23 protein-coding genes and 1 pseudogene are annotated in these 23,065 nt (G+C 66.6%); 8 read left to right on the plus strand and 16 right to left on the minus strand.

What is annotated here, in order from left to right:
- Positions 1–396 precede the first annotated feature (396 nt).
- Entirely contained in the window at positions 397–1,365 is a 969-nt protein-coding gene (locus tag ACIHFE_RS32900) for a hypothetical protein (RefSeq protein ID WP_400112512.1), read from the plus strand.
- Positions 1,366–1,884: 519 nt separating this feature from the next.
- Positions 1,885–3,447, plus strand: a complete 1,563-nt coding sequence (locus ACIHFE_RS32905) for an FG-GAP-like repeat-containing protein (protein ID WP_400112514.1) — start codon at positions 1,885–1,887, stop codon at positions 3,445–3,447.
- A gap of 227 nt (positions 3,448–3,674) precedes the next feature.
- Here the strand turns inward: ACIHFE_RS32905 and ACIHFE_RS32910 are convergent, their stop codons facing one another.
- Positions 3,675–4,604, minus strand: coding sequence for an isochorismatase family protein (locus ACIHFE_RS32910; RefSeq protein ID WP_400112516.1), 930 nt, complete (start codon positions 4,602–4,604; stop codon positions 3,675–3,677).
- A gap of 1,158 nt (positions 4,605–5,762) precedes the next feature.
- Between ACIHFE_RS32910 and ACIHFE_RS32915 the strand changes: the two genes are divergently transcribed.
- Complete coding sequence (locus ACIHFE_RS32915; protein ID WP_400112518.1) at positions 5,763–6,266, plus strand: hypothetical protein; 504 nt, start codon at positions 5,763–5,765, stop codon at positions 6,264–6,266.
- 30 nt (positions 6,267–6,296) lie between these two features.
- On the opposite strand, the gene ACIHFE_RS32920 is transcribed toward ACIHFE_RS32915, so the two are convergent.
- Positions 6,297–6,611, minus strand: coding sequence for a hypothetical protein (locus ACIHFE_RS32920; RefSeq protein WP_400112520.1), 315 nt, complete (start codon positions 6,609–6,611; stop codon positions 6,297–6,299).
- 477 nt (positions 6,612–7,088) lie between these two features.
- Between ACIHFE_RS32920 and ACIHFE_RS32925 the strand changes: the two genes are divergently transcribed.
- Positions 7,089–7,877 carry a DUF5707 domain-containing protein gene (locus tag ACIHFE_RS32925; protein ID WP_400112521.1) on the plus strand — a complete coding sequence of 263 codons (789 nt, stop codon included), beginning with the start codon at positions 7,089–7,091 and terminating at the stop codon, positions 7,875–7,877.
- 996 nt (positions 7,878–8,873) lie between these two features.
- Positions 8,874–9,137, plus strand: coding sequence for a hypothetical protein (locus ACIHFE_RS32930; protein WP_400112523.1), 264 nt, complete (start codon positions 8,874–8,876; stop codon positions 9,135–9,137).
- Between the two features lie 298 nt (positions 9,138–9,435).
- On the opposite strand, the gene ACIHFE_RS32935 is transcribed toward ACIHFE_RS32930, so the two are convergent.
- The 3 genes from ACIHFE_RS32935 to ACIHFE_RS32945 form a co-directional block, all read right to left on the minus strand.
- Positions 9,436–9,663: a hypothetical protein gene (locus ACIHFE_RS32935; RefSeq protein WP_400112525.1), complete on the minus strand. Its 228-nt coding sequence runs from the start codon at positions 9,661–9,663 to the stop codon at positions 9,436–9,438.
- Positions 9,664–10,327: 664 nt separating this feature from the next.
- Positions 10,328–10,618, minus strand: coding sequence for a hypothetical protein (locus tag ACIHFE_RS32940; RefSeq protein WP_400112527.1), 291 nt, complete (start codon positions 10,616–10,618; stop codon positions 10,328–10,330).
- A gap of 96 nt (positions 10,619–10,714) precedes the next feature.
- Complete coding sequence (locus tag ACIHFE_RS32945) at positions 10,715–10,858, minus strand: hypothetical protein (protein ID WP_400112529.1); 144 nt, start codon at positions 10,856–10,858, stop codon at positions 10,715–10,717.
- 395 nt (positions 10,859–11,253) lie between these two features.
- Between ACIHFE_RS32945 and ACIHFE_RS32950 the strand changes: the two genes are divergently transcribed.
- The 3 genes from ACIHFE_RS32950 to ACIHFE_RS32960 are packed head-to-tail and all read left to right on the plus strand — an operon-like array spanning position 11,254 to position 12,628.
- Positions 11,254–11,733: a hypothetical protein gene (locus ACIHFE_RS32950; RefSeq protein ID WP_400112531.1), complete on the plus strand. Its 480-nt coding sequence runs from the start codon at positions 11,254–11,256 to the stop codon at positions 11,731–11,733.
- Positions 11,734–11,735: 2 nt separating this feature from the next.
- Positions 11,736–12,008 (plus strand): aspartyl/asparaginyl beta-hydroxylase domain-containing protein, encoded by a 273-nt coding sequence (locus tag ACIHFE_RS32955; protein ID WP_400112549.1) that lies wholly within the window; start codon positions 11,736–11,738, stop codon positions 12,006–12,008.
- On the plus strand, positions 12,005–12,628 hold the full coding sequence (locus tag ACIHFE_RS32960) for a histidine phosphatase family protein (protein ID WP_400112533.1): 624 nt from the start codon (positions 12,005–12,007) through the stop codon (positions 12,626–12,628). The genes ACIHFE_RS32955 and ACIHFE_RS32960 overlap by 4 nt, the downstream gene beginning before the upstream one ends.
- Before the next feature lie 298 nt (positions 12,629–12,926).
- On the opposite strand, the gene ACIHFE_RS32965 is transcribed toward ACIHFE_RS32960, so the two are convergent.
- The 11 genes and pseudogenes from ACIHFE_RS32965 to ACIHFE_RS33015 all read right to left on the minus strand — a co-directional run bounded on the left by ACIHFE_RS32965 (position 12,927) and on the right by ACIHFE_RS33015 (position 22,964).
- Positions 12,927–13,922 (minus strand): hypothetical protein, encoded by a 996-nt coding sequence (locus ACIHFE_RS32965; RefSeq protein WP_400112535.1) that lies wholly within the window; start codon positions 13,920–13,922, stop codon positions 12,927–12,929.
- A gap of 1,307 nt (positions 13,923–15,229) precedes the next feature.
- The gene (locus tag ACIHFE_RS32970) at positions 15,230–15,496 is read right to left on the minus strand and encodes a hypothetical protein (protein WP_400112536.1); all 267 of its coding nucleotides are present in this window, start codon (positions 15,494–15,496) and stop codon (positions 15,230–15,232) included.
- Positions 15,497–15,661: 165 nt separating this feature from the next.
- A complete protein-coding gene (gene murJ, locus ACIHFE_RS32975; RefSeq protein ID WP_400112551.1) occupies positions 15,662–17,230 on the minus strand; it encodes a murein biosynthesis integral membrane protein MurJ in 1,569 nt (522 codons plus the stop codon).
- Between the two features lie 127 nt (positions 17,231–17,357).
- A complete protein-coding gene (locus ACIHFE_RS32980; protein ID WP_400112538.1) occupies positions 17,358–17,576 on the minus strand; it encodes a hypothetical protein in 219 nt (72 codons plus the stop codon).
- Positions 17,577–17,944: 368 nt separating this feature from the next.
- Entirely contained in the window at positions 17,945–18,430 is a 486-nt protein-coding gene (locus tag ACIHFE_RS32985) for a protease inhibitor I42 family protein (RefSeq protein ID WP_400112540.1), read from the minus strand.
- A 311-nt stretch (positions 18,431–18,741) separates the two neighbouring features.
- A complete protein-coding gene (locus tag ACIHFE_RS32990) occupies positions 18,742–19,980 on the minus strand; it encodes a hypothetical protein (protein ID WP_400112542.1) in 1,239 nt (412 codons plus the stop codon).
- A gap of 195 nt (positions 19,981–20,175) precedes the next feature.
- Positions 20,176–20,553, minus strand: coding sequence for a hypothetical protein (locus ACIHFE_RS32995; protein WP_400112544.1), 378 nt, complete (start codon positions 20,551–20,553; stop codon positions 20,176–20,178).
- 1 nt (position 20,554) lies between these two features.
- On the minus strand, positions 20,555–20,776 hold the full coding sequence (locus ACIHFE_RS33000) for a hypothetical protein (RefSeq protein ID WP_400112545.1): 222 nt from the start codon (positions 20,774–20,776) through the stop codon (positions 20,555–20,557).
- Positions 20,777–21,717: 941 nt separating this feature from the next.
- Positions 21,718–22,083 (minus strand): hypothetical protein, encoded by a 366-nt coding sequence (locus tag ACIHFE_RS33005; RefSeq protein ID WP_400112547.1) that lies wholly within the window; start codon positions 22,081–22,083, stop codon positions 21,718–21,720.
- A 237-nt stretch (positions 22,084–22,320) separates the two neighbouring features.
- The gene (locus ACIHFE_RS33010) at positions 22,321–22,422 is read right to left on the minus strand and encodes a DUF1963 domain-containing protein (protein WP_400112548.1); all 102 of its coding nucleotides are present in this window, start codon (positions 22,420–22,422) and stop codon (positions 22,321–22,323) included.
- 13 nt (positions 22,423–22,435) lie between these two features.
- Positions 22,436–22,964 (minus strand): annotated as a pseudogene (locus ACIHFE_RS33015) (DIP1984 family protein).
- Between the last annotated feature and the right edge of the window lie 101 nt (positions 22,965–23,065).

The following is a 23,065-nucleotide window of genomic DNA, read 5'->3' on the forward strand; positions in this document are numbered from 1 at the left end:
AGGGCTGTACGGCCAGGCGTGGACATGGCATGATCATTTCGACTCGTTGCGGTCTCGGAGTGCTCTGAGGTAGCGCAATTCGGCGGGGGCTGAAGGGTCGGGGGGAACGACTGTGAACACGAGTAGGAAGCGCCGGGATGTGCCTTGCTGGGCACGTACTCAGCGCTCTGCAACGGGAATTCGTCCGGTGACGGTGCCAGCTGGTCTCCGGACCGCTTGGAATGCCGCTACCGCGCGCGGGTTATCCGCCAGGGGGACGGTGGCGCGACTGACGGACCGATCGGCGTCGGCCGCTGCCGGAACAGCCGAGGGAGCCCCTCCTCCTTCTCATTTCGGGGACCGCCAAGAAGCCGTAGTGGGCGAACTCATCGCTCTTCCCCGGACCCGGAGACTCTGATGCACCTGATGCACCGTCCCGCCCGTCTGCCCGCGTTCGCCGCCGCTGTGGCGTCCGCGCTGCTCCTCTCCCTGGCGCCTGCCCATGCGGAGACGCCCTCGCCCTCAGCTACCGGTTCGCCGACCGCTCCTTCGCGGCCGCGGCTTGAAGTGTTCGGCCTGGGCCCACACGGGCACACGCCGGTACGGGCCGGCAGGCTCGCCGCCGTTCATCTCAGTGGGATGCCGCCAGGCTGGGACAATGCCACTATCGAGGCCCGACCCGCCGACCCCAATGACCACCTGTCATATCCCTTTCGCTATGAAGTTGCGCCACACGATAGCCAGGGCACGGAGAGCGCAGACGAATACGGGCACTACACGACCGACTCTCCAGGCCGGTATGTGGTCGCCGCGATCTATCACGGACGGGAGATTGCCAGCGCTGAGATGGCGGTGGAGGATGCGCCGTATTCCAGCTACGTTCGCCGCTTCGACATCTACCCCCGCTATGCGAGTAACCCTATCGACCCGGCGGGGCAAGCGCATCGGGTGCTCCCTGGTGCGCAGGTAGCCATCTCCCTCGCTGTCGACGATGACGGTGCCGGAACTCTTCAGGCGCAATCGCCGGCTTTTGAGCACTCGCTGGCTCTGCGTATGCACACCAGTGACGACCCGGATCTTCGGCAGGACGCAGAAGACGGACCCTACGTGTATGCAGGGCATGTCCAATTGCGGCCGAATCTTCCCGAGGGTGTATATCCGGTGACGGTGTCCTCGCACGGAGGACGGCAGAGCGTGACGCAGAACCTGATCGTCTCCGCGAAAGCCGAAGACCCGCCGCCTTCATCTTCCAGCTCCTCGGAGCCGTCGCTGTTGAGCCGGTATGCACCCTGGCTTTGGACTGGCCTCGCCATCGCCTGCGCTGGCCTGACGGCAGTCGGTATCCGCGTGATCCGCGCCCGTAGGCGTAGGGGCACCGCAGCCTGAACCTTCTTTTCCTCCCCGCCTTGCGGACCGGAAGTCCCGGCCCGCAAGCCTTTTTGGCGAGCCCGGATTCCTTGTAAGCGCTCGCCTATTAAGCCTTCCCTGAAAACAGAGAAGGCGTAATCCGAACGAAGAGTGAAACACATGTCATTGCACGGAGCGCGCCTCCGGCGTGCCGTCATGGCCGCAACAGGCCTCCTTGTCCTGGCCGCCGGTCCGGCAGTAGCCGCAGGCACACCCACCCCACCCACGCACGAGATATCGAACCCGCCGTCCTCCACAACTGCCCAACTCCCCCAGGCCGCCACCAGCGCGGCCGCACCCCCTACACCGAGCGCCACCTCATCGGCGCCCCCTGCGCAAAACGACACGGACGGTGATGCGGAGGCAGAGGAGCTGAGCCAGTTCTGGACACCCGAGCGCATGGCCTCCGCCACCGACCCTGCTGGACGGCCACCTGCGCCGCCGACCGGGAGCCCGGCCCCGAGCGATGCGGGGCCGGGAGCGGCTGCAGGCGACGAGGTGGACCACTTCGGCGGCATGAAGTCCGTCGGCGCGCTCTTCGGGCTTGATGAGAAAAACCGGCCGCATTACTGCTCAGCCAGCGTTGTACAAAGCCCAGGGCACAACCTCATCCTGACCGCAGGCCATTGCACCAGAAGACTCACGAAAAGGGTGGCATTCGTACCCAAGTACAACGGTAACAATGTGCCTGCCATACCGTACGGAATCTGGCCGGTGAAAGATTGGTTCTTCTATCCGGAATACGTGCACAATGATACTAGTAATGTCTCTGATCTGGATTTTTCGTTCGCCAGCCTGAAGTCGGTCAAGGGTAAGGGCGTGCAGGACGTGGTGGGTGGTAACACTCTCGCGCGGACCAAGAGCTTCTACAACAAGGTCATGATCGTCGGCTATCCCGATACCGGCCACAACCCGAAAGATATGCCGGTAAAGTGCAACACCAAGACATGGCCGCTGCCGGGGTACAATCAAATGCAGATCGACTGTGCTGGCATGTGGGGCGGTGTCTCCGGAGGCCCCTGGTTCTCCAAGTTCCACGATGACGGAACCGGTGAAATCATAGGAAACGTCGGCGGCTACAACGGGGGCGGCATCCTGGACACCAAAAGCCCGATGTACAACCGCATCACCTACAGCCCGATGCACCAGGACTACTTCTTCCGTCTCTACGATGACGCTCAGCACGGCCGCCACCCCAACTACGGCAAGTACCAACAGCCCAGCGTCCCTGGCTACACCATGGGCGGCGCCAGTACCTGGAAGCACGCCAAGCTGATGGCCGCTGGCGACTTCAGTGGCCGCGGGCGCGGCGACCTGATCGTGGTGTGGACCGATGGTGAGGTCACCTACTACAGCGGCAACGGCGGCGGCGGGTTCAGCGAGCAGCAGCAACTGGCGCCCAAAGGCAGCATATGGCAGTACGCGGAAGGGATCACCGCCGGTGACTTCACCGGCTCCAACCAGTTCGACTTGCTGGCGCGCTGGTCCGATGGCGAGGTCTCGCTCTTCGGCGACGTCGGCTCCAGGGGCCTGAACTGGGAAACCACTATGGTCCAAAAGAAAACGGCCCAAGCCGAGACCTGGAAGCACGCCACCCAGATCACCGCGGGCCGCTTCAACGCCGACAAATACGTCACCGATCTGATGGTGCGCTGGTCCGACGGCGAGCTGACCCTCTACACCAACGTCGGGACTGAGAAGAAGTTCTCGGAGGAGCACAAGCTCAAGGACTCCAACAAGGCCTGGGAGGACGCGACGTTGCTGACCGCCGGCGAGTACAGCGGAAACAGCAAGTGGGACCTGCTGGTGCGCTGGAAGGACGGCTCCATCAACAGCTACGTGGGCACCACCGTCAACGGCCTGGGCGCCACGCACACCGTCCACGGGGGCAACTTCAGCACCTGGACCCACAGCACCGTCATGACCACCGGCAACTTCACCGGCAATGACCGCACCGACGACCTCCTCATCCGCTGGTCCGACGGCGAAACCTCCCTCTACGAGGACACCACCAGCGAAAACCTCGGCACCGAGCACACCCTGGTCCCGTCCACCGGCTGACTCGCCAGGGCTGGTGTGGGCATATCCGGGGCTTCAGGCGCCTCGGTCAGCAGCTTTGACCTCCTGCTCTTCTCCCCCGGCATGCCGACCCACCATCAAGGTATCGCAGCTTGAATAACTATTGATCATGGAGATGTGAGGCCCCGCACCAGCGCAGCAGCGCCGATGCGGGGCCTCACCGTCCTTGAGATGCTGACTGCGGGCGTCACCTCAAAAGTGAGTGATCGTCAAGGTTTGCAGATGAGTTCGAGCAGGTCGGCGGTGGGCCGGACGTCACCGAAGGTGCGGTAGATCGTGTAGAGCGCGGCGTTGTGGTCCTCGTCGCGCCGGGCGGCGTTGGCGTCGGCGACCATGATGACCCGGTAGCCCAGAGTGCTCGCGTCACGCGCGGAGGACTCGCAGCAGACGTTGGTTACCGTGCCAGTGATCAGGACAGTGTCGATGCCACGCTGTTCGAGTAGCCCGGGGAGCGGACACCGTCCCGGGAAGAAGGCACTGGCGGCGGTCTTCTCCACGACAAGGTCGCTGTCGAAAACACGGAAGGCCGGCCAGATTCGCTCGTGCAGCGGCCCGGTTCCGGCGCAGTGGCTGAGCATCTCAGCAACGCGGGGGCCGAAGAAGTCCTCGCGTGCGGGTGTTCCCGCTGGGAGAATCCAGGCCACCGTGCCCCCGTTCGCGCGTAGCGCGGTCGCCAGACGCGTGATGTTGGCTACGATGCCCAGCGCGTAGGGCGCCTCTGCGACAAAGAACGGCACCATATCGACCACGACCAACACCGTCCGTGCAGACATGAGGTGTTCGTAGGCGTAACGACGACCACGCCGCTGCTCCTGACGGGCGTACTCCCGTTCCTCGATCCGCCAGTCATGCACTTTAAGCTGCTTGGTCATCAAAGCCCTTCGACGAGGTGACTGGGGCGGGCGTTGGACCGGCCGACACCCGCCACGGTTCCGGACGCTTGCCGCGTGACTGGCGCATCTTCGCGCCCCTCCCTGAAGGTGGTTGAGGAGCCAGTTCGCTAGTGATGCGCTATCCGGTTCACGCAGCGGGATGACCGGGTGCTCGCCGGTGGCGCGCTCGCCCAGACAGTAGACCGGGATGTTGCCGACGCGGTCGACCTGTTCGAGCCATCCCTGCTCGACGAGGTCCTTGCGCACTTGGGAGAACAGCGTCGACGTCCCGCCGAGCTCTGCGGCCAGGCGAGCGGCTGTCCGTGTGACCGCTCCGTTGGACAGCGGAACACCCCCGCATCTGCGGAACACACTCGCGGGTTCGCCAACCTCGCCCGCATCCACGGAACACCCCCGCGCCTGCGGGACGGACACGCGGGGCGGGCGGACCTTCACTGGCAGCATCGGTGCTGCCAGGCTGCTGCCGCACCGCAGAGCCGTCGGCATCGGGCTGGTACGGGCCGGGCTTCCCCCAGTGACCTGAAAGAGCTGGCAGACCTGAGAGCAGGCCGGGGACGTTGAAGGCGCAGAGGCACTCCTCCGGCGGGCCGCCGACGCGGGAAACCTCAGTGCCCTTGGAGACTGGCGCTGCTTGAGCGGGCCGGTGTCGTCGAAGGCGCACGACGACTGCGGCCACGCTATGGACCTCCCGGCTTTCCATGCCGCTTGATGCGGGTGATCGTTACTCAGTAGCGGGACCCTGGCCATCGGCCCTGCTACGCCAAAGGACAAGAGCCTGCCGGGCCATGAGGGTGTGAGGGTGATTGGGGCCCGCTACCCGGTGCAGGTCCGGCAGCAGTTCGGCGAACGCTGCGGCGGCGCCGACGGCATCCCCGGCCTCCCCTCGGCAGAAGGCGAGTATGGCCCGGGTTCGCAGGGTGTCGGGGTGGCCGGGTCCGAGCTCCCGCCGCAAGTCCGGAAGGAGGCGGCCACAGCAGCGAGGTACTGGGCACTGCCCAGCCTTGTCGAGTTCCTCGTGCTGGGTGATAACCGGCAGCCCCTCCTCCATGCCCGAGGGCGGGCTCGCCGAACTGCACACGACGGTGCTGGGCCGGGTCCCCGTCGGGCAGGCAGCCACCGCACCGAGGTGAGCCGGCCGGTCAGGCCGCAACCGCCGCCTGGTGTCCCGGTGCCGGCCCCGGAAGGCCCGGGTAGCTGACGGACCGAGCGGCTCGGATCAGAGAGCATGGTCTGTACTCGAGCTTCCCGCTCAGTCTGAAGTGATGTCACCGGATTCTTGTTTCAGGAGCATGCCGTTTCCTCCGGTCCCTCCTTTTTGAGGACGCTCAGAGATGCTGCTCGCACGCCCTTGGCTGACGCTGCCGATCGTGTCAGTGATGGCGTCATGTGGGGCATCCTGGTGCGATGGATGATGCCGAAGCGACCTGGCAGTCGTGGTTGTCGGACCTTGCTCCGTCGAAGCGGGCCGCAGCGGAGGCGCTCCGGTCGCAGTTCGAAGCTCTCGGCGCGACAGACGCTCCGCATAGGACAAGGTCAAAGATCGACGAGAACCAGCCGCAGCTCGCGCGCTTCGCGTTGCAGCGCTCCTTGTGGCGGGGTGCAATCGACAGTTGGGCCAGCCCGGGCGCGTTGGAGCAAGTGGCCGCGGCCCAGCGCTTGCTGGAGGCAGGCGCGAGCAGGGACGACCTGGTGCTGCTGGCTCGAGCCGTTGCCTACGAAGCCGTCTTCGTCACGGTGGACGAGCTCGATTGCGGAGCCGACGTGAACGTGTCCGGCGTCGATGCCGGCTGGGCAGTCATGGAGTCCGGCGAGGACGGGTCTCCCACCGGCCGTATCCTCTCGGGTCTTCACGAAGGCCTGCTGACGATGGATCCCAGTGGACGAGACGGTGCAGACCTGTGGCAGTAGCTCACCGGGCCGGACTGGGCGGTTGCGCCATCACAGCTGACCGCTGATGCGTCGGGCCAGCCCTTCGGAGAACTCCTGACGGTCGGCCGCGGAAAGGTCGAACGATCGAACAACGAGTGCCTGCGTCACCCCGCCGAACAGGCGGGTGTGCCTTTCATCGACGGCAAGAAGGTCACCTCCCACTCCTGGCGCGCCGGTGCCAACACCAACATGGCCGAAACCAGCGTGCCGCTCGTCAAGCGCGACGCTGCCGACCGAGAAGACGGACGCCGTGCGAACGGCGTACCTGGACGGCTGGCCCATCGCCGTCCTGGCCCACGAACACGGGGTCAGCCGCAGCGCCATTCGTACGGCCGTCATTGACCTCATGCCCGAGCACACAGCCGCCGGCTACGAGGAGGCCTGGCCCCAGAGCTATCCGTCACCCTCGACCGCGGCGTGACCGTATGGCGCGGCCAGGGCTACACCCTCCGCGTCAGCGCCGTCCCCTCCATGCATTGCGGACGTCTCACCCGTTGCCAGCCTTTCGGCGCCCAGGGTGTCCCACCCCAGCGCAAGTCCCGTCGCGAGTACGAGAACCGCGTCAAGTACCTAGCAACAGCCGGGCCGTGATCAGCGGCTTAGCGATAATCGCTGTACCAGTTCCAGTACCGAGGCCGGAAGATGGCGTGAGCCCCGTGCTCGTCCTGGGAGCCGTGTGATCGATGGGCAACTATTCCTGCGACCTGATGGTCATGCCCGTGCCACCCGCGTACTGGGTGGGCATTGTCAGCACCGCCTCGGGTGTTCCTGAGGCGCTGGAACATGGGAGGAAACGCCTTCATGCATCACCGCACCACCGTGGCAGGTTTCGCCGGGGCCCTCGCCCTGTCCGCGCTCGCGATTCCGGGGGCTGCCCAGGCAGATGAGGTCTCGGGCGACATCAGGATCACGAAGGTGGTCGTCAACGGAGGGAAGGACATCGTCCTGGGGACCACGGACGTGAAGACGTTCACCATCGCGGTGACCGCCACGGACGACTCGGGCATCGAGGTCGGAAAGACCTTCCCGGTCATGTGGCACACGCCCCTCCCGAACGGCGACTATTACGGACTCGTGATGCCCGACAACATCGCGGGCAAGTGCCTGCGCCAGAGCTTCACCACGACCACCTGCACCTACACACTGAAAATGAACCCGCGCATTCACCCCCAGGACAACACCACGGCCGGGACCTGGACTGTGAGCGCCACCGCCCTGGCCAACGACGGTGACTACATCACCAAGGACTCCGCCGCGAAGGCAAAGGTCCTGCGCAACTCCAGGCTGACGGTCAATGCCTCGCCGGAACCGGTGAAGAAGAACAAGACGATCACCGTCACGGGCGCCCTGACCCGCGCCAACTGGGAGACCTACAAGTACGGGGGCTACACCAAGCAGCCCGTGAAGCTCCAGTTCAAGAAGAAGGGCACCAGCACCTACAAGACCCTCAAGACCGTCACGACGGACAGCAAGGGCAACCTGAGGACGACGACAAAGGCCACGGCGGACGGCTACTTCCGCTACTCCTTCGCAGGCACGTCCACCACCCCGGCGGTCGCCTCCGCGGCGGAATACGTCCACGTGAAGTAGACCCTCCGGGAGGGGCATGCTTCCTCCAGCAAGCACAGAAGGCTCGGGCCGGATACCCTTCGGCCCGAGCCTTCTTGAGCCCTGGCTGTTTTCCCGGCCGGGCGGGCCGGTCAGCCGCTGCAACCCTTCGTGCTCTCCAAGTTGATCGACGATCTCGGCGTCCCCCAAGACTGCCAGCCGCACCGCAGCAATCCGAAAGCAGGCCTGGGACGTCTGCCTCCGCCGCCACCCCTGTCTGTCACCGTGCCCTCACATCCCGCTTCGCATCCGAGTTTGGTGGAACCCGGAACCAGCATGCCTCCGGCGACCACACACGGTCATCAATAGGGTTGGTTCTATGGTGAATTGGCGCAGTTGAATACGCGAGCCCACCAGTAGGCCATCGCCATCCACGGCGCGTCCGCCCCGGCTGACCCACCCAGGGCGGACGCGGGCGTATCGACCTGGTAGCGGACCGCGCCAAGGAGTAACTGTGCGCATGCGCAGCATCTCGACCGTGTGCGCGATCTTTGTCGGTTCGACGGCCGTGAGCGTGGTCGCGACAGCCGGGTCCGCCGTGACGGACGCGGGGGATCACCCGTGACCTCTTCTGCGACCGCTGCGGCTTCGAAGGGATGCTGCTCGGTCGCCGGCTCTGCGAACGCTGCACTCCGTCCGACCTGCTCTCCGACCTCCTCGACGACGGCACCGGCCGAGTCCACCCGCAGCTGGCACTTCTCATGAACCGGCTCGCAAACTGGCACCAACTGCGGCGCCTGCGAGCGAAGGCCGATGCCGGACCGCTCGGACGCTCCTCCACCCACGAGGCCAGGCAGCAGATCACCCAAGCCGACGCCTGTCTCCTCTGGCTCGCAGTCCGCAACCTGACCCTTGACCGGTGCCGGCAGGCTGACCTTGACGCCTGGCACGCGGACCAGTACGCCATCCGACGGCCCGCCCTTTCCTGCGCTGGTGCATGGATAACGGCGCCATGCCCTGACTCGCCTGCCACCCCACGTGAGCAAGCAGGACCAGGCTCCGATGCACCAGCACCGCCGCCTCGCCGTCCTCCGCCGTGTCCTGTATGACGACACCCTGCCGCTGAGCACCCGAGCCGCGGCCGCACTTGTCCTGCTCTACGCCCAACCTGTCAGCCGCATCGTCCGGCTGACCACCGAGGACGTGGCTGATGACGGAGATGCCCTCACAATCCGGCTTGGAGACCCTCCGTCGTCGCTGCCCGCACCCGTTGCCGATCTCGTGCGCGCCTACCTGGTGTAACAGCCCTGCCTCGCCTGGGTCAGCAGCCGCAGCACGGCCCGGGTGTTCCCCGGTCGGTAGCCCTGGCAGCCGAGGGCCCCGACCAGCTCCGAGCCGCTGGCGTCCCCGTTCAGCGTGGTCCGGCCTCAGCAATCCGCCAACTGGTCCTCCAAGCTCCCGTATCCGTCGTTGCCCGGGCCTTCGGCTCCACGACAAGACCACCACCCACCTCGTCGCGGAGCTGGGGGAACCTGGAGCCGATACGCCCGGTGACCACACCCCGGTGAGTGGGTACGTCGCATCCAGATGGCCACTCTCGTCACTCGGGCAGCGAAAGGCCCAGTTCGCGCAGGTGGGGCAGGCAGGCTTCGAGGCACTGCTCGACCGAGGCGGCATCGGTTCGCACGAGGATGTCGTCACGCAAAGGGGCGCCACTGGCCACGAATGTCCAGGGCTTGCGTCGCTCTGCCATCCGCTCGGCGTCAGCCTTGAAGAGCACGGTGATGCCCTGTTCAGCCAGTGCTTCCATGATCGCCACAACGTCCACCGGTGGTCTCCCCCTTCGGAAATGCTTCGAACACACCACCGTGAACCTACCTGTCGAGGCCAGGCCACGAACCCAACTACTCAGAGCGGCCAGCCAAGTCCCTGCCCGGTGGAATACACGACACCCTCAACATGCGAGCCCACCAGCCGGTCTGGGACCCGCTCTCGCGGCGCGTTCGCAACGATGAAGCCGAGCTGCTGGAACTGATCCACCAGTGCTCGCCTTCACTGACACACGAGTATTGACGCCGATTGCCTACCTGCGTTTTGTAGTCTGCGGCGCTCTTAATGCTCTGGAAAGCGCCGTTGACGTCCTTCACACGGCACCTCGTGCTTCAAGCCCCGGCACCGGCCCCGCCCCGGTCGTCGCCCGCATGCTCGGCTACAACGACGACGCCACCGCATATCTCGCCGAGAAAGCCGGAGGAACCTGGCGTCACAATCCCCCGGCGACCACTCATGGTGACCACGAGCACTCAATGGCATGGGAATACACGACTCACGATTACGCGAGGTCGCCAGTTCCGCCCCTCCACATGGTCCTCCAAGCCCCCGCACCCGTGGCCGCCCGGGCCCTCAGCTCCCCGACAAGATCACCACCCACCTCGTCACGGAGGCCGGCGGAACCTGGAGCTGGTGTGCCGCTGGCAACCGGCCGACGATCGCTACAGGTCTCCGGTAGCGCCCGTCTCGGCGAAGCGGACAACGCAGCGACGGATGTGATCAAGGAACTCCGACAGGTTGTCGGTGACCTTGTCGAACTCCGCATCGTCCAGGGAAGCAGTCCGAGAACGGTGGATCGCGCCGCCCCGATCGGCGACATAGAGGATGCCCCCACCGTTCGACGCGATCACCATCCCATGGGGGTCATCGGCTTCCGGAACGAAGACAGGCCCTTCCTCCGCGAGTCTGCCCAGCACATCGTGCGCCGAGTGGACGAAGTAGCCGTTGCCCACGTCTGGCAACGCCACTTCCCCGATCGACTCGTAGAACGTCAGCAGATCCTCGAATCCCAGGAGCTCCCGGCCGCAGTCACGGGCAACCCGAAGGTCCTATTCATCGGCGACCCGGACTTCATTCGTGCCCGGCTCGTAGCCGTAGGTCTCCTCGAACGTCGAGACCATGGAGCTCACCGCATCTGTGATCTCGGCATGCCACTGTGACAGCCATGCGGCCGAGTACGAGAGCTGTTCCATGGCCCGGATCATGCCACTGCCGCGTTCAGCCCGGGCCTGGCCTGTATGGGCTGTTGACGCAGAGCGGCAAGAGCCCATACCCGTCCGGGAATACGCGACACTTAAACCCTGCGAGCTCACCAGTCCCAGGGCCAACTCCCCAGCGCCTGCGGGACAGACCGACGAGCCCGAAGCCAGCACACGTCTTGCACGGAACACCCCCGCGCCTGCGGGACGGACGGTAGCCGGCACGCGCCCGGTTCCCGCGGGAATCACCCTGGCCAGGCAGCCTGGGACCTGGGCCATCAGCTGCTCGCAGGGCGCTGCCCGAGCGCCATGCCAACTCCGGCGTGAGTGCACCCTCGCTGTGCGTTCTCTTCCAACTCGCTTAATCGCGACGAGGACGCCGCCGACCTGTGCGCCTACATCTCCCGCAACGAAGGCGACGTTCCCGCCCCCAGGCCACCATCAGCGGTCGCAGCGCGTGGGCGCGGCCGGTCGCCCAGGACTGGGTCGAGCAGCGCCACCGATCCACCGAGAGCGACGACGAGCAGGGAGTCGACCATACGTCGCTGGAGCGGGTGCTCAACGGCCTGGACATCGTTCTCCAGGGCAAGGTGAGCGAGCACATGAGTGGCTGCCAGGATCCGAACGTCTTCATTCCCGGCCTGTCCGAGGCCGCTTGGTGGGACAACGATCTCTTCCCGTGGCTGTCTGACGTGGAAGCGGCCATGGAGGACATCACAGCGGAGTTCGAGAGCCTGGGCGGCCTGGTCGGCAAACGGATCGTCGCCAACCCCACCGAACTCGCTGACGAAGGCCGGTGGTCGGCGCATTACCTCTACCACTCGGCCAAGTCCTACCCCAGGAACCTCAATGCCTGCCGAAAACCGTGAAGGTGCTCGAACCGATTCCTGGCGCGTTGGGCTACGGCATGACGTACTTCTCGGTCCTGGATCCTGGAACGCACATCGCGGCGCACACAGGCCTCACCAACGCGCACCTTCGCTGCCACCTGTGCCTGGTGACCCCAAAGGGCGTCCGGATCCGAGTCGGTGATGAGACGAGGAAGTGGAAGAGCGGCAAGGCACGGCGCAACCAAGAGGATCCCTGTCGCGTCCATCGGGGCAATGCACAAGGTCACGACATTGATAGGGGCCCCAGCCTATGACCGGAACAGCCACTCGTTATCTCTACCTCGCCCGGCACGGCGAGGCTACGCCGGATGAGAACGGCCTGACCGACAACGGCCGTCGCCAGGCCGTTCTCCTCGGCAGACGGCTGCGGGGCATACCGTTGTCGGTAATCCACCACGGTCCGCTGACCCGGGCGGAGCAGACCGCCCGGTTGATCAGCGAACAGCTCGACGATGTTCTCCTTCACTGTTCCGAGCCGGCTGGAGACTACGTCCCCTACCTACCGCACAGGGAAGAACTGCCGCCGGATGCTGCCGACGCCCTGCTGCAGCATCTCGCTCAGCTCCCGTCGGAGGAGCGCGAGCGAGGGCCGGCACTGGCCCGTGAGGCCCTCGCTCAATTCACGGGCCCAGTGCAGGGAGACGAGCCTCGCCATGAACTCATCGTCACCCACAACTTCCTCATCGGCTGGATCATCCGGGCCGCTCACGACGCTCCGGAATGGCGCTGGATGGGCCTCAACCACTGCAACGCAGCCCTGACGGTCATCCGTTACGCACCCGGCCGCCCCTCCGCGATGCTCTTCTACAACGACATGCGGCACCTGCCCGAAGAATTGCGCTGGACCGGGTTCCCCCCCGAGTTCCACATCTGAAAGCCGCAGTCACCAACGGCAACGGCTCCCGGCGGGGCCGTGCCGAGCCGGAAGCCGGGGCCAACTTCGAACCGAGATCGCCCTCAACCCATCTACGAAAAGGGGCCAGCTCAAGCCGGGGAAACGGGGCCTGGCTACGTAGGCGATATACAGAAACGGTTGTTGCCGGATTTCGGGAACGACCGCGGACGGCTGCTCTGAGAAATGTTGGCGAGAAGCAAGAGCGGTGTTCTGCGCGTGTCGTGCGACGGCATCCCGCAGCGGTGCTCGCTGACCAAGTTCGGCGCCCTGAAGTGCCTTAGGAGAGCACCCAGCGGGGCGGGTGCCCGGGGTCGGCCGGGCAGGTGAAGACGTGGAGGTCCCGGTCGCGGCCGAAGCGGAGTCGAGTGGGGTGGGCAATGGCCGCACCGCTGCGGATCGAGTCCTTGCCCTGCAGGGACGGGTCGCGGTCTTCCAGCGGTACCCAGCTGTGCGAGCCGGCGTCCATCTCCTCGCCCCCGGCGGTCAGCAGCAGCCGCATCGGGGCCGCGCAGGACCCGCAGCCGATGGCCATCGGACCCGTGGACGCCCAGCTGGGAAAGCCGCCGACCCGCCAGCCGGGCGGGATCGACAGGTCGAACTGGTAGCTGGGGGCATCGGAGCCGTGTTCCGCCACCTGAGCGTCGTCCCATGCGTCGATACGTGCGATCAGCGCCGCAGGCAGCGTGTCGTCCTCCGCCCACGGATAGGTGTCCACCTCTTCCGGGTGCACGACGCAGGGTTCGGGGAGTTCGTGCTCCCACCGGAGCAAGGGCACTTCGGGCGGGGCGGCGAGGAAGCGTTCTGCGCGCTCGGTCTCCGCAGCCCGCCGCCATCGCAGCCGGTAGCGGCGCTCCAGGTGTGGGCCGTGGGTGAACGGGCAGCGGAAGAGCTGCACCAGATCCGCGCCGTCGGGCCCGGCGGCCAGGCCCGGGACGTCCCGGAGGAAGAACTGGGCGAGCCCCACGAAGGGCACCGGTCCGTCCTCCCCGGGCCTTCCGGCGCCGGGCCACGGGCGGCTTCGGGGCCATTCACCCGCGGCCCGGGCGCTGCGGATCTCATCCGGTACGTACCCCTCGGCCTCGTGCTGGTGCCCCTCGTGGCAGACCGGCCACGGCTCGCCGCCCGGCCACAGCATCGGACCGCCGACATGGCTGTCGTGCCTGCCGGGATGCCCCGGCCGGGGGTGCAGCCGGGTCGTCCGGCCCCGGTAGGGGGCAAGCTCCGGGAACACGGCCTCCACGGACACCGGTCTGGCTGGTGTGGTCCTCGTCATGCCCGGACCGTACGCAGCCGGAGGCACGTCACGCGAACGGATTGCCGCGAGCCGTCCGGCGAGGACACCCTCGCCTGGTCACATCAGGCCCAGTTCTCCTCGATACGTCGGACTGCGCTCAACCACAGTCCTGAAGCAAGCACCGAGGCGTTCCTAGAACTCGGCAACATCACTTTCCGGAGGAGCGGAGCGTTCCTGCCACCGAGTAACAGACGTTCTCGAAACCCACCTACACAGCCACGGGGGCCGACTCAGAGCGATATGGCCACGTCGGCCCGAGGCTTCTGTAAGGCCGGGTCGAGGACTGTGAAGTATGCCTGGGCCTCGTCGACACGGGCGAGCATCGCACCGCAGGCACGCTCGTACCCCTTCGTCGACGGTGACTTTGCCGTCCGGGTGCCGCGGGAGGGCCAACAGCTTGTTGTGTTCGGCATCCAGATCGTTTGCGGCAGAATTGATCTTCGCTAGGTACCGGACGCCGCCGGACCACCAGGACCAGAGTTTCCAGCCCCGAACCTTGGGGTCCTCAGGCCTTGCCGGCGTGGAGCCGTACCCAGCGTTCCTGGCGTGGTCATGAACGGACCTGGGCGCGGCGGAGGCGGCGGGGTGGGGGCCCGGCATGGCGATCAGCAGCACGGTGGGAATGGCGAGCCCGAAGGCAGCAGCGGCTTCGGGAAATCTCCATCGCCCGGCTCGTGAGTCGACCCAGTGCGGCACGCGGCCCTGTCCCACCGGAGTACGAACCAGCCTGCGTACCAACCACGCTCCGCCAGCGCCGATCAGGGCCCCGCACGCAGGGCTGAGGACCGCGTGGCGCATGCCCGAGCTGTGGCGTCCTCTCGGGCTGCGCGCCCAGCAGTTGGAGCGACGTTGCGAGTCCCCGGTTCCCAGATTGCCTCTCCGACAGGCGGCTTGGGTGCCCATCAGACGGGACCAGTCGGCGAAGGGATGGTGAACAGCCTCTTCTCGGAGAATTCACCCACGCTCGTCGTTGGTGTCGAGTACCAGCTGGTCGTCAAATGCCGTGCGCGGATCCGCCAGCCGATGACTTGAGCCCAGATCAGGTCCTCCAGTACCAGCGGTGCCAGACCCTCGTCCCCGGGCTCGAGGGTCACCCTCCCGGTTTCGTCCGAGTGCCCACCGCGGTGAGCGGTCGTACAGTCGGGATGCTGCGGGACAGGACGCGGCATGGCGGCCCTCTGCCCCGATTCGCACGTCGCACAGGGCCGCCGCAGTCGGCCGTGTTGGACGGGTCCGCCCCCGGCACCGGATCCGCCGACCCCGGCAGGGTCAGCCCGCCGGGGTGCCTACTTGGCAGCGGGGGCGTGGCTGCGGGTTCCGACCTGGTCGGTGAGCTTGAGGCGGCTTTCGGCCGCCCGGGGTGCGGGCCAGGCCTGGATGAGATGCTGCTCGGGTACCTCATCGCCTTGGTCGGCGTAGACGGCACCAACGGATGATGTGGCGTCCCGGCCCCGGGCGTGGATGCGAAAGCGCCACCACCGGTAGTTGTCCTCGCCGCCCAGAAGCGGGACACCGTCCACGTCATCGGTCACCGGCCCGCCAACCAGGGGCATGGCCTGGGCGGGAGGGGCGACGACTGCGTGCGCAGTCAACCACGCGGCTGATGTCGGAGGTCCGGATTTCATGGCTCGGATGGAAACCACACGTTGAGGGCCCAGGGCGAGTGGTGGTGCTTCGCCCTGGACCCTTGTTATCGGCCTCTGTCTGTGGTGCTCGGGTCACCCCAGCCCTGGCAAGCTGCGCAGCTCCCCGATTCGCAGGAGTCGTGCAAAGAGAAGAAACAGCAGGGCCATCGCGATGCCGCCCGCAGCCAGGGAGACTGCTGGCGTCCAGGAGACTGATGCCAGGCTGTGACTGCAGAAGTGGGCGATGAGCCAGCCAGCAGCCCCCGCGCAGGTGGCAGCCGTGGTCAACTTGGTGTATGTGCGGCAGATCCGGCGGCCGTCGAGCAGCCCATCGGTGCGACGCCTCAGCCGCAGAGCCGTCAACAGCAGGCCGATCGCGTAGGACAGGGCATACGCGGCGGCCATCCCGGTGACCGCCCACCTTGGGGACAGCAGCAGGTGGCAGGCCACGGCCAGAGCAATGTTGATGCCACTGATCCACAGCGCCATGCGGAACGGCGTGCGGGTGTCTTCGAAGGCGTAGAAGCCTCGCAGCAAGAGGTACTGAGCGGAGAACGGGATCAGACCCAGGCCGAAGGCCTGCAGCATGTGGCCCAGCGGGACGGTTCCTGCGGCGCCGGCGGCTCCATGAGCGAACAGCAACTGCGAGATCTGCGGGCCGAAGGCGACGAAGAAGAACGCTGCCGGGACGATGATGACGCCGCTGACCCGGAGCGCGCGGGACAGGTCGGCGCGCAAATCGTCGAGACGATGCTCGTTCACTGCCCGGCTCATGCGCGGGAGGATTGCGGTGACGAGGGAGACGGTGACGATCGACTGGGGGAGCATCCATATCTGCTGGGCGTAGCTGTAGGTGGTATAGCCGACCCCGCCGCTGGGCAGGGCGGCATCCGCGGCGGAAGCCAAGCGGGTGATCACCGTGCTCGCTACCAGGTTGGCCAGTACGAACAACAAGGTCCAGCGGGCCGCGTTCACGCTCTTGCGCAGGCCGGTGCCTCGCCAGTCGAAGCGCGGTCGCAGTCGGAAGCCGGCTGCATGGGCGTACGGAATGAGGGCCAGTGCCTGGAGGGCCAGCGCGAGAGTGGTTCCGATGCCGAGCAGCCTGACCTGGGCGCCGGTGATGTCCGAGACCTTCTCCGGGGCGGTCATCATGCCGAGGTAGAGGCCGAACATCGTGATCAGGACCACGTTGTTGAGGACCGGTGTCCACATCATCGCCCCGAACCGGTTCCGGGCGTTGAGGATCTGTCCAAAGATGCTGAACACGCCGTAGAAGAAGATCTGCGGGAGCAGGAAGCGGGCGAAGACCACGGTCAGCTCGAACGCGTCGTGCGTGGCGGGTGTGTCGTGCTGATAGATGCTGATGATCTCGGGAGCAGCCCATGTAGCCAGTGCGGCGCCGACACCGAGGACACAGAGCACGAGGGTAACCAAGCGCTGCTCGAACGCGGCCCCGCCATCGGGGTCATCGGCCCGGGCCCGGACAAGCTGCGGAACCAGGACGGAGTTCAGCGCGCCGCCGATCAACAGGAAGTACAAGCTGGTCGGCACAGTGTTGGCCTGGTTGTAGGTGGTCGCCAGCAGCCCAGTGCCCAAGGCGGCGGCCTGCAGCACCTGCCGGATCAGTCCGGTGGCCCGGGAGACCACCGTTCCGGCGGCCATCAGCGTGGATGACCGTAATACCCCGTCGGCCTTGGCCTGCTTGGGGGCAGCATGTTTCCTGCGTCCCGTGCTTGACGGCTCTAACTGCGCGGGCGACGTCTCCTCGATCATGGGCACAATCTACGGTTTACGACGCGGCGCTGGAACTCACCGGCGAGATGCTGGGCAGGGCCGAAGCGAACGCCTCGTCCAATGTCTTGCTGGAGTAGAACCGCGATCCACGGGCGGCTATCCCGGTGACGGCGGTGCAGCGGTCGGTGAGAGCGATGCGCATCTGAAGAAACAGACGATTGCGGGCGGCGATGGTCGGCAATCGGCGGTGGCGTGGCGATAGCTCGCCGGCCATGCGACCCCAGGGTCGCGCGCGACCGGCCAGTCCGTCTTCATCCCGCCCTCTGCCACAGTCGATGCACCCGCAGAGCGACCCGCGACTCGGCCGGCCGCGAGGTGGTCATCTGCGGACGACCTCGCGCACGCCGCGCTGCCCGCACTTGTCGCAACCTTCACTGCCACCGTTGTCGTCACCGCCACTACGTGGGTCTGGAAGAAAGTCGGTGCCCGGCACCGCAAGCCCTGGACGATGGGCCCTGCACACAGCGCCCTTCCTCGCCGACGCCTGGACTGCAGATCCACTGGGCCTGGCCGGGACGCCGAACAGGTGCAGAGCCGGCTTCCGCTGAAGCGGCAGGACGAGCAGAGCTCCTTTGCTGAGGATCAGCGCACGGTGACGCGGTAGGTGACCGTGTTCTGGAGGGTGGGCGAGTAGCAACCGGTGTTCTTGTGTGTGCCGCAGTAGTTGGTGAAAACGATGCGGGCGTCGCCGGGCCTGGTTCCTTGGAAGGTGAAGTACAGGGTGTAGCCGGCGCCGTCGAGGTGCTTGTTCCCCGGGGTGTCTTCGGTGCTTGTCCCGAGGGCTTTGAGGGAGTCGGCCGGTTGAGTGGAAGCGGTCCACTCCAGGCGTGCGGATGCGTTCTGGAGCATGGCGATGGAGAAGCGCTTGCCATGCTCGATCTCGATGGGCCCTTCGGTACGGTTTTGTGGCGTCGGGTGGTCGGAGTCGTCGGTGAGGAGCCGGTCGCGGTGGACGGTACCGAGCGACTGGTCTGTCCCCGCCGGGTCGCCGTCACTGCCGCAGCCGGTCAGAGCCAGCAGCACGGTCGCGCAGACGAGAAGGTGGGATCGGGTGGGTACGGATGGCATGGGTGGTGTCCGGCTCACTTCGGCAGGCGGTACTCGTAGGCTTCGGGCAGCTCGGGATCTGACGCCTTGTCCATGTGGTTGTTGATGAAGTCGTCTTCGGTGACCCAGACGGTGTGGCCCCAAGGGTTGTAGATCTGCAGCTTGTCCCGTCGTGCCCCACGATGAGCATCGCGTGGCCCACTCGGTTCCCTTTCGCATCATGGCCCTGCACCCCGATCGGGACCGGCCGGCCGTCGTCCACCGCGGCCTCGATGTCCGGCAGGGCGTCGTGCCGGTCCTGCGCGTTGGACGGTGTGAACCTCTGGTAGTCGTTACCGGAGTAGGGCGAGACTTCCTTGCGCAGGATGTCGCCCTTTGCCTTTGGCGTCCATGCCCCCGTCGGGGAGGTCGCCCCCGTCGCCTTCTTCGTGCACCCGGTGCCGTTTGTCCAGCAGGCGTTTGCGAAACGCCTCCGGGCTGTCGCTCTTCGGGTCTCCCGGGCGTCCGCCCGTGGTCAGGCGCAGCGCGTACAGCGGATCGGCCATCGCACGGGCCGTGACCGTGGAGGAGGCCACGCACGTGCCTTCCTTGTCGTCCTGTTTCCAGGCGGCGCCGGAGAAGTCGGCGGGTGCATTGACGCCGAGCTTGGTGCTGTCGGTGTGGAGCGGTGAGAGATGCTGGGCCAGCCAGTATGGGTTGTGGCCGCGGATGGCTTGCGCGTACGGACGGATGTCGGCCATGTCGTGACCCGCGGCCAGGGCCTTCATCAGGTAGGCCCGTTCCTCGGGGGACTGGGCCTGGGCCAGCAGATGGTCGAATTCCTCCCGGTCGGTGTCGCTGAGCCGGTCGCGGAACTGCGAGGAGCGCTGAAGGTCGCTGGCGGACAGGATGTCGTTGAGGTCGCGAGGCCCGGTGGGGTTGGCGGCGTCCGCGAGCACCAGGCGGTCGGTGTCGGTCAGTCCTATGCCGCCGGGCTTTCCCGCGCGGGCTTGCGAGGCCATCTTGTGGAGCGTTTTCTCGGCACGCTGCCCGGCTTCTTCCGCGCAGGTGGCGACTTGCAGGAGCTGGCCGATGCCGTCGAGGGCGATGCCGCGGACGCGCACCAGGTGGTCGGGGCTGGGATCGGAGTGCTCGGCAAGGAGGGAAGCGGCACTGTCCAGGGCGAGCTGGCCGTTGGCGTGCTGGGCCTGGGCCTGGCGGATGCCGTCGGCCAGGTGGAACAGCGCCGGGGCCGCCTCGTCGAATGTCTTGGCCATACGTTCCGCATCGCGTGCCGCGGCACCTATCGCCTCGGCTGCGCTCTCCCCCGCATGCCCGGTCCATGAACCCGGCAGTCCCACCCGGGCGATGCCGCTGACGTTCACGGAGACGGTGTCGACGGTGACCGCGGCCTGCTGGTAATTCCCGGAGACGGTCTCGATGTGCTCGGGGTCGCCCAGCGGGGCCCGATGGCCCTTCGCCTTGGCGATGGCGTTGGCCAGCTCGATCTGAATCTCCAGCAGGTTCCAGCCGGAGAGTTTTGCGACATGTTCGTGCAGCTCTGCCAGTTCCCGCACCGGGCTCTTCGTCATGCTTGCCCGCGCACCCCCACCCAACCGTCCAGCCAGAGGATGACCATGCCGACGCCCGCCGCCATGCACTCCCCCGAAGAAAACCTGCGGCGTGACAGGTTCACGCCGGGACGGACCCTACCGGAGCGTCAGGAACGCAAAGCTCCGCATGGACGGCCAGGGGAAGGGGTGGGCCCATGGCCGCCCGGCCCGCGCCTACGAGCGCGGGCGAGACTCCCAGGCACGCAAGGCGAGCACTGCGGCGACGGCCTCCAGCCAGCGGGCCATGATCTCGTCCTCGTCGATACCCTTGGCCACGGAGACGGCGATGGCCAGCCACTCCCGCGCCATCACCGACGCCTCGCGCCCCGGCAACGGCTCCGGCAGGTCCGACGCCGCCCGAAGACCCACCTCACCGAGGTAGCGCAAGGAGCGAGGCAGAACCTGTTCACGCTCGGCGGCCAGCGCGGCGTCGACGGCCCCGTCACCGAAGAGCGCGTTCCGGTGCGCAACGCCGAAGAGGAGGCCGTAACGGATCATCAGCGGGACGTCCAGCGTCACGAGTTCGGCGTCGGTCGGATTCTGGTGGGTCACTTCAGGATTGTCCTCGCTGGACGAAAGACACGGTCTCCAGATCGCCCTTGATCTTGCTGTCGGTGTGCCCGTAGCCATGGCTGCTGACACTCAGCCCGCCCTGCAGCTCACGCAACGCCCCCTTGAGAGCGGCGCACTCGGCGTTCCACGCCTCCGCGAAGGCATGGAACGCCCCTCCCGCGTACTCCCCGAACTGGGTGAAGGCCACAGCGCCCTGGATCATGCCGATCACATCCAGGGGTCCCTTGGCCTGGCCGCCTCCCAGGGCCTTCTTGACTCCCGCCAGGTCCTCGGCTGCCTGGTGCAGCTGGTCGCCCTGATCTCGTACCCCTCTGTGGTCAATTTCAGGTCCGGCACCAGTCCGCCGCCCCCGCCCATATCGAGCTTTCCCTTTCCACAAAGAGGCGTGACCGGTTCACGCCAAACAGCGAGCGTACTCAAGGAAGCCGCCGTGAGATCAGCCGGCCTGGGGTCCATTGCGAAGGTGGATCAGGGCTGTGAATGCTCACGTCATGGGGCAGGTCTGGTGACAAGCTCCGCGCTGCGGACTGGTGCGAGCGAGGCGGCGGCGCCTGCTACGGGCACACGTTGCCGGAACACCCCCGTGCCTGCGGGACGGACCCGGCCGCGCACGCCTCCAGCCGGTCGCACTCCGGAACACCCCCGCGCCTGCGGGACGGAGACCATCCGGTACGGGGCGATCAGGTCCCGCAGCGGAACACCCCCGCGCCTGCGGGACGGACGCCTTCTGACCTGCGCTTTAGTAGGGTCTTTGTCATTACTTTACTGGAGCGACAGTTGTTGAGGCAGCTCGCATGTTGCCTACCTTACGGGCCGCATATGGCAAGGGACTTGTTCGCCAGCCGGACGTACAGGCCAACGGTCTCACCTTCCAGCAGCTCCGCAGACCCGCTGGCGCCTGCGGGCAGCGCATCCGGGAGAAGCCGCCCGCTGCAGTTCGCTGCGGACCATGTTGAACTGGCGCCTGCGGGCCTGTCCGACATCCAGGTCGTCAAGGAGCAGGTCTAGCGTGCTGATCGGGGGTACGTCGTCCGCACACCCCCGATTTCCGCGGACATCGCATTCGTGTGGAGACAGACGCCGACCTGGTTCGTTCTGCTGCGCCATCCTCACACGCTCGCACAGACGGCGTTGGGGCAGAGGTCAACCGCAGTCGCCGCCGTGCCAGACCCCAGCAGGCCTGTGCGCCATCAACAAGAGGACCAGCAGCTCGAACGGGATCGCTGCGACGTTGAGCCACACGCTCAGGTACGCCAGCAGTCCCGGCTTTGTCGCCCACAGGCCGACCGCGTAACGCCGGCGCATGCCCATGGCTGCCAGGACGCAGACCACAACGGCGGCCACACCCGCGGTCAGGCCAGCCCATGTGGCGACGTATTCCATCAGCGGAACAGGCGTCCGCACGGCCTTACAGGGTACAGAGGGGTCCATGCGGTGCCCCTCGAGGACCAGCGCGTACCACGAGACGACCACGCCCAGGACGGTGAGGGCCGGGACCAGCAGGGCCATGCCCGTCCCGCCAGGAGAGACCGGCCGCAGCGAGGTGGCCCCATCGCGTGCGCCAGCGGGGGAAGGCAATATCGGCATCTGGCCAGCTTAGTCCTGGCCTGTTGCCTTCCCCCGAATCAGCTATCGACCCCGCATCGCGACGGCTCGTCAAAGCCCGGCCACGACGACCAGCGGGTTCCAGCCCCCTCTATGGGAGCGGACTCTTCTCCGGACAGAGCGTTGCGTGGCCTTCGGCCCTCAGCTCGACTGCCACTCGAAGAGGGCGCGCTCGAAGCGCCGCTGGGCGAGGTCTCCTATTCGGAGGACCCAGTACGGCGCACCGCAGTTGCCCCACGGCATGCCGACCCCGCGGTCATCGCTGGCGAACTGCGCAAACGCGGTCCAGCAGATCGGCCTCCCAGTTCGTGCGCTGGGTCCGTACGTCGATCTCACGGATCTCCCGTGCGAGTTCGTCTGCCTGACCGCGCAGTTACGCGACCGGAAGCGCGGAGAGCATCATCAGCTCGAACCGAAGCTGCCGTCCGAAATCCCCGCTCGCCCGTACCCGCCGCAGCATCCGTCGCCGCAGTGACCACCGCGGGACGCACGCGCAGAGCATCCTGGCGCGCGAGCACGTCGGTCAGCATGCCGTCGGGGCCCATGTCCACCGCAGCGTTGTCCCCGTTGATACCCGGGATCAGCGTTTCCAGGGTGTCCAGCACCTTCCCGGCCTCGGCCAGCAACTGGACCGCGGCCTCGGCAGGTGTCTCCCCTTCCTGTTCCTGATACCGCGCAGCGCTGACGACGCGCGCCCGCAGCTGCTCCACATGACGGGTCGCCTCCACAGGCTCGGCCAGCGCCTCAGCAAGCGGAACACCCCGCGCCTGCGGGCCGGGCGCCAGGATGGAGGGGCGTATCCGGGACTTTGTGTAAGTCCCTGGCTTTCATGTGGCGTTGAGCCGGTCCTCGAAGAAGAGTGAGAACTGGTTCAGCGCCTTCTTCC

The organism is Streptomyces sp. NPDC052396 (assembly GCF_044593195.1).
Classification (GTDB): domain Bacteria; phylum Actinomycetota; class Actinomycetes; order Streptomycetales; family Streptomycetaceae; genus Streptomyces.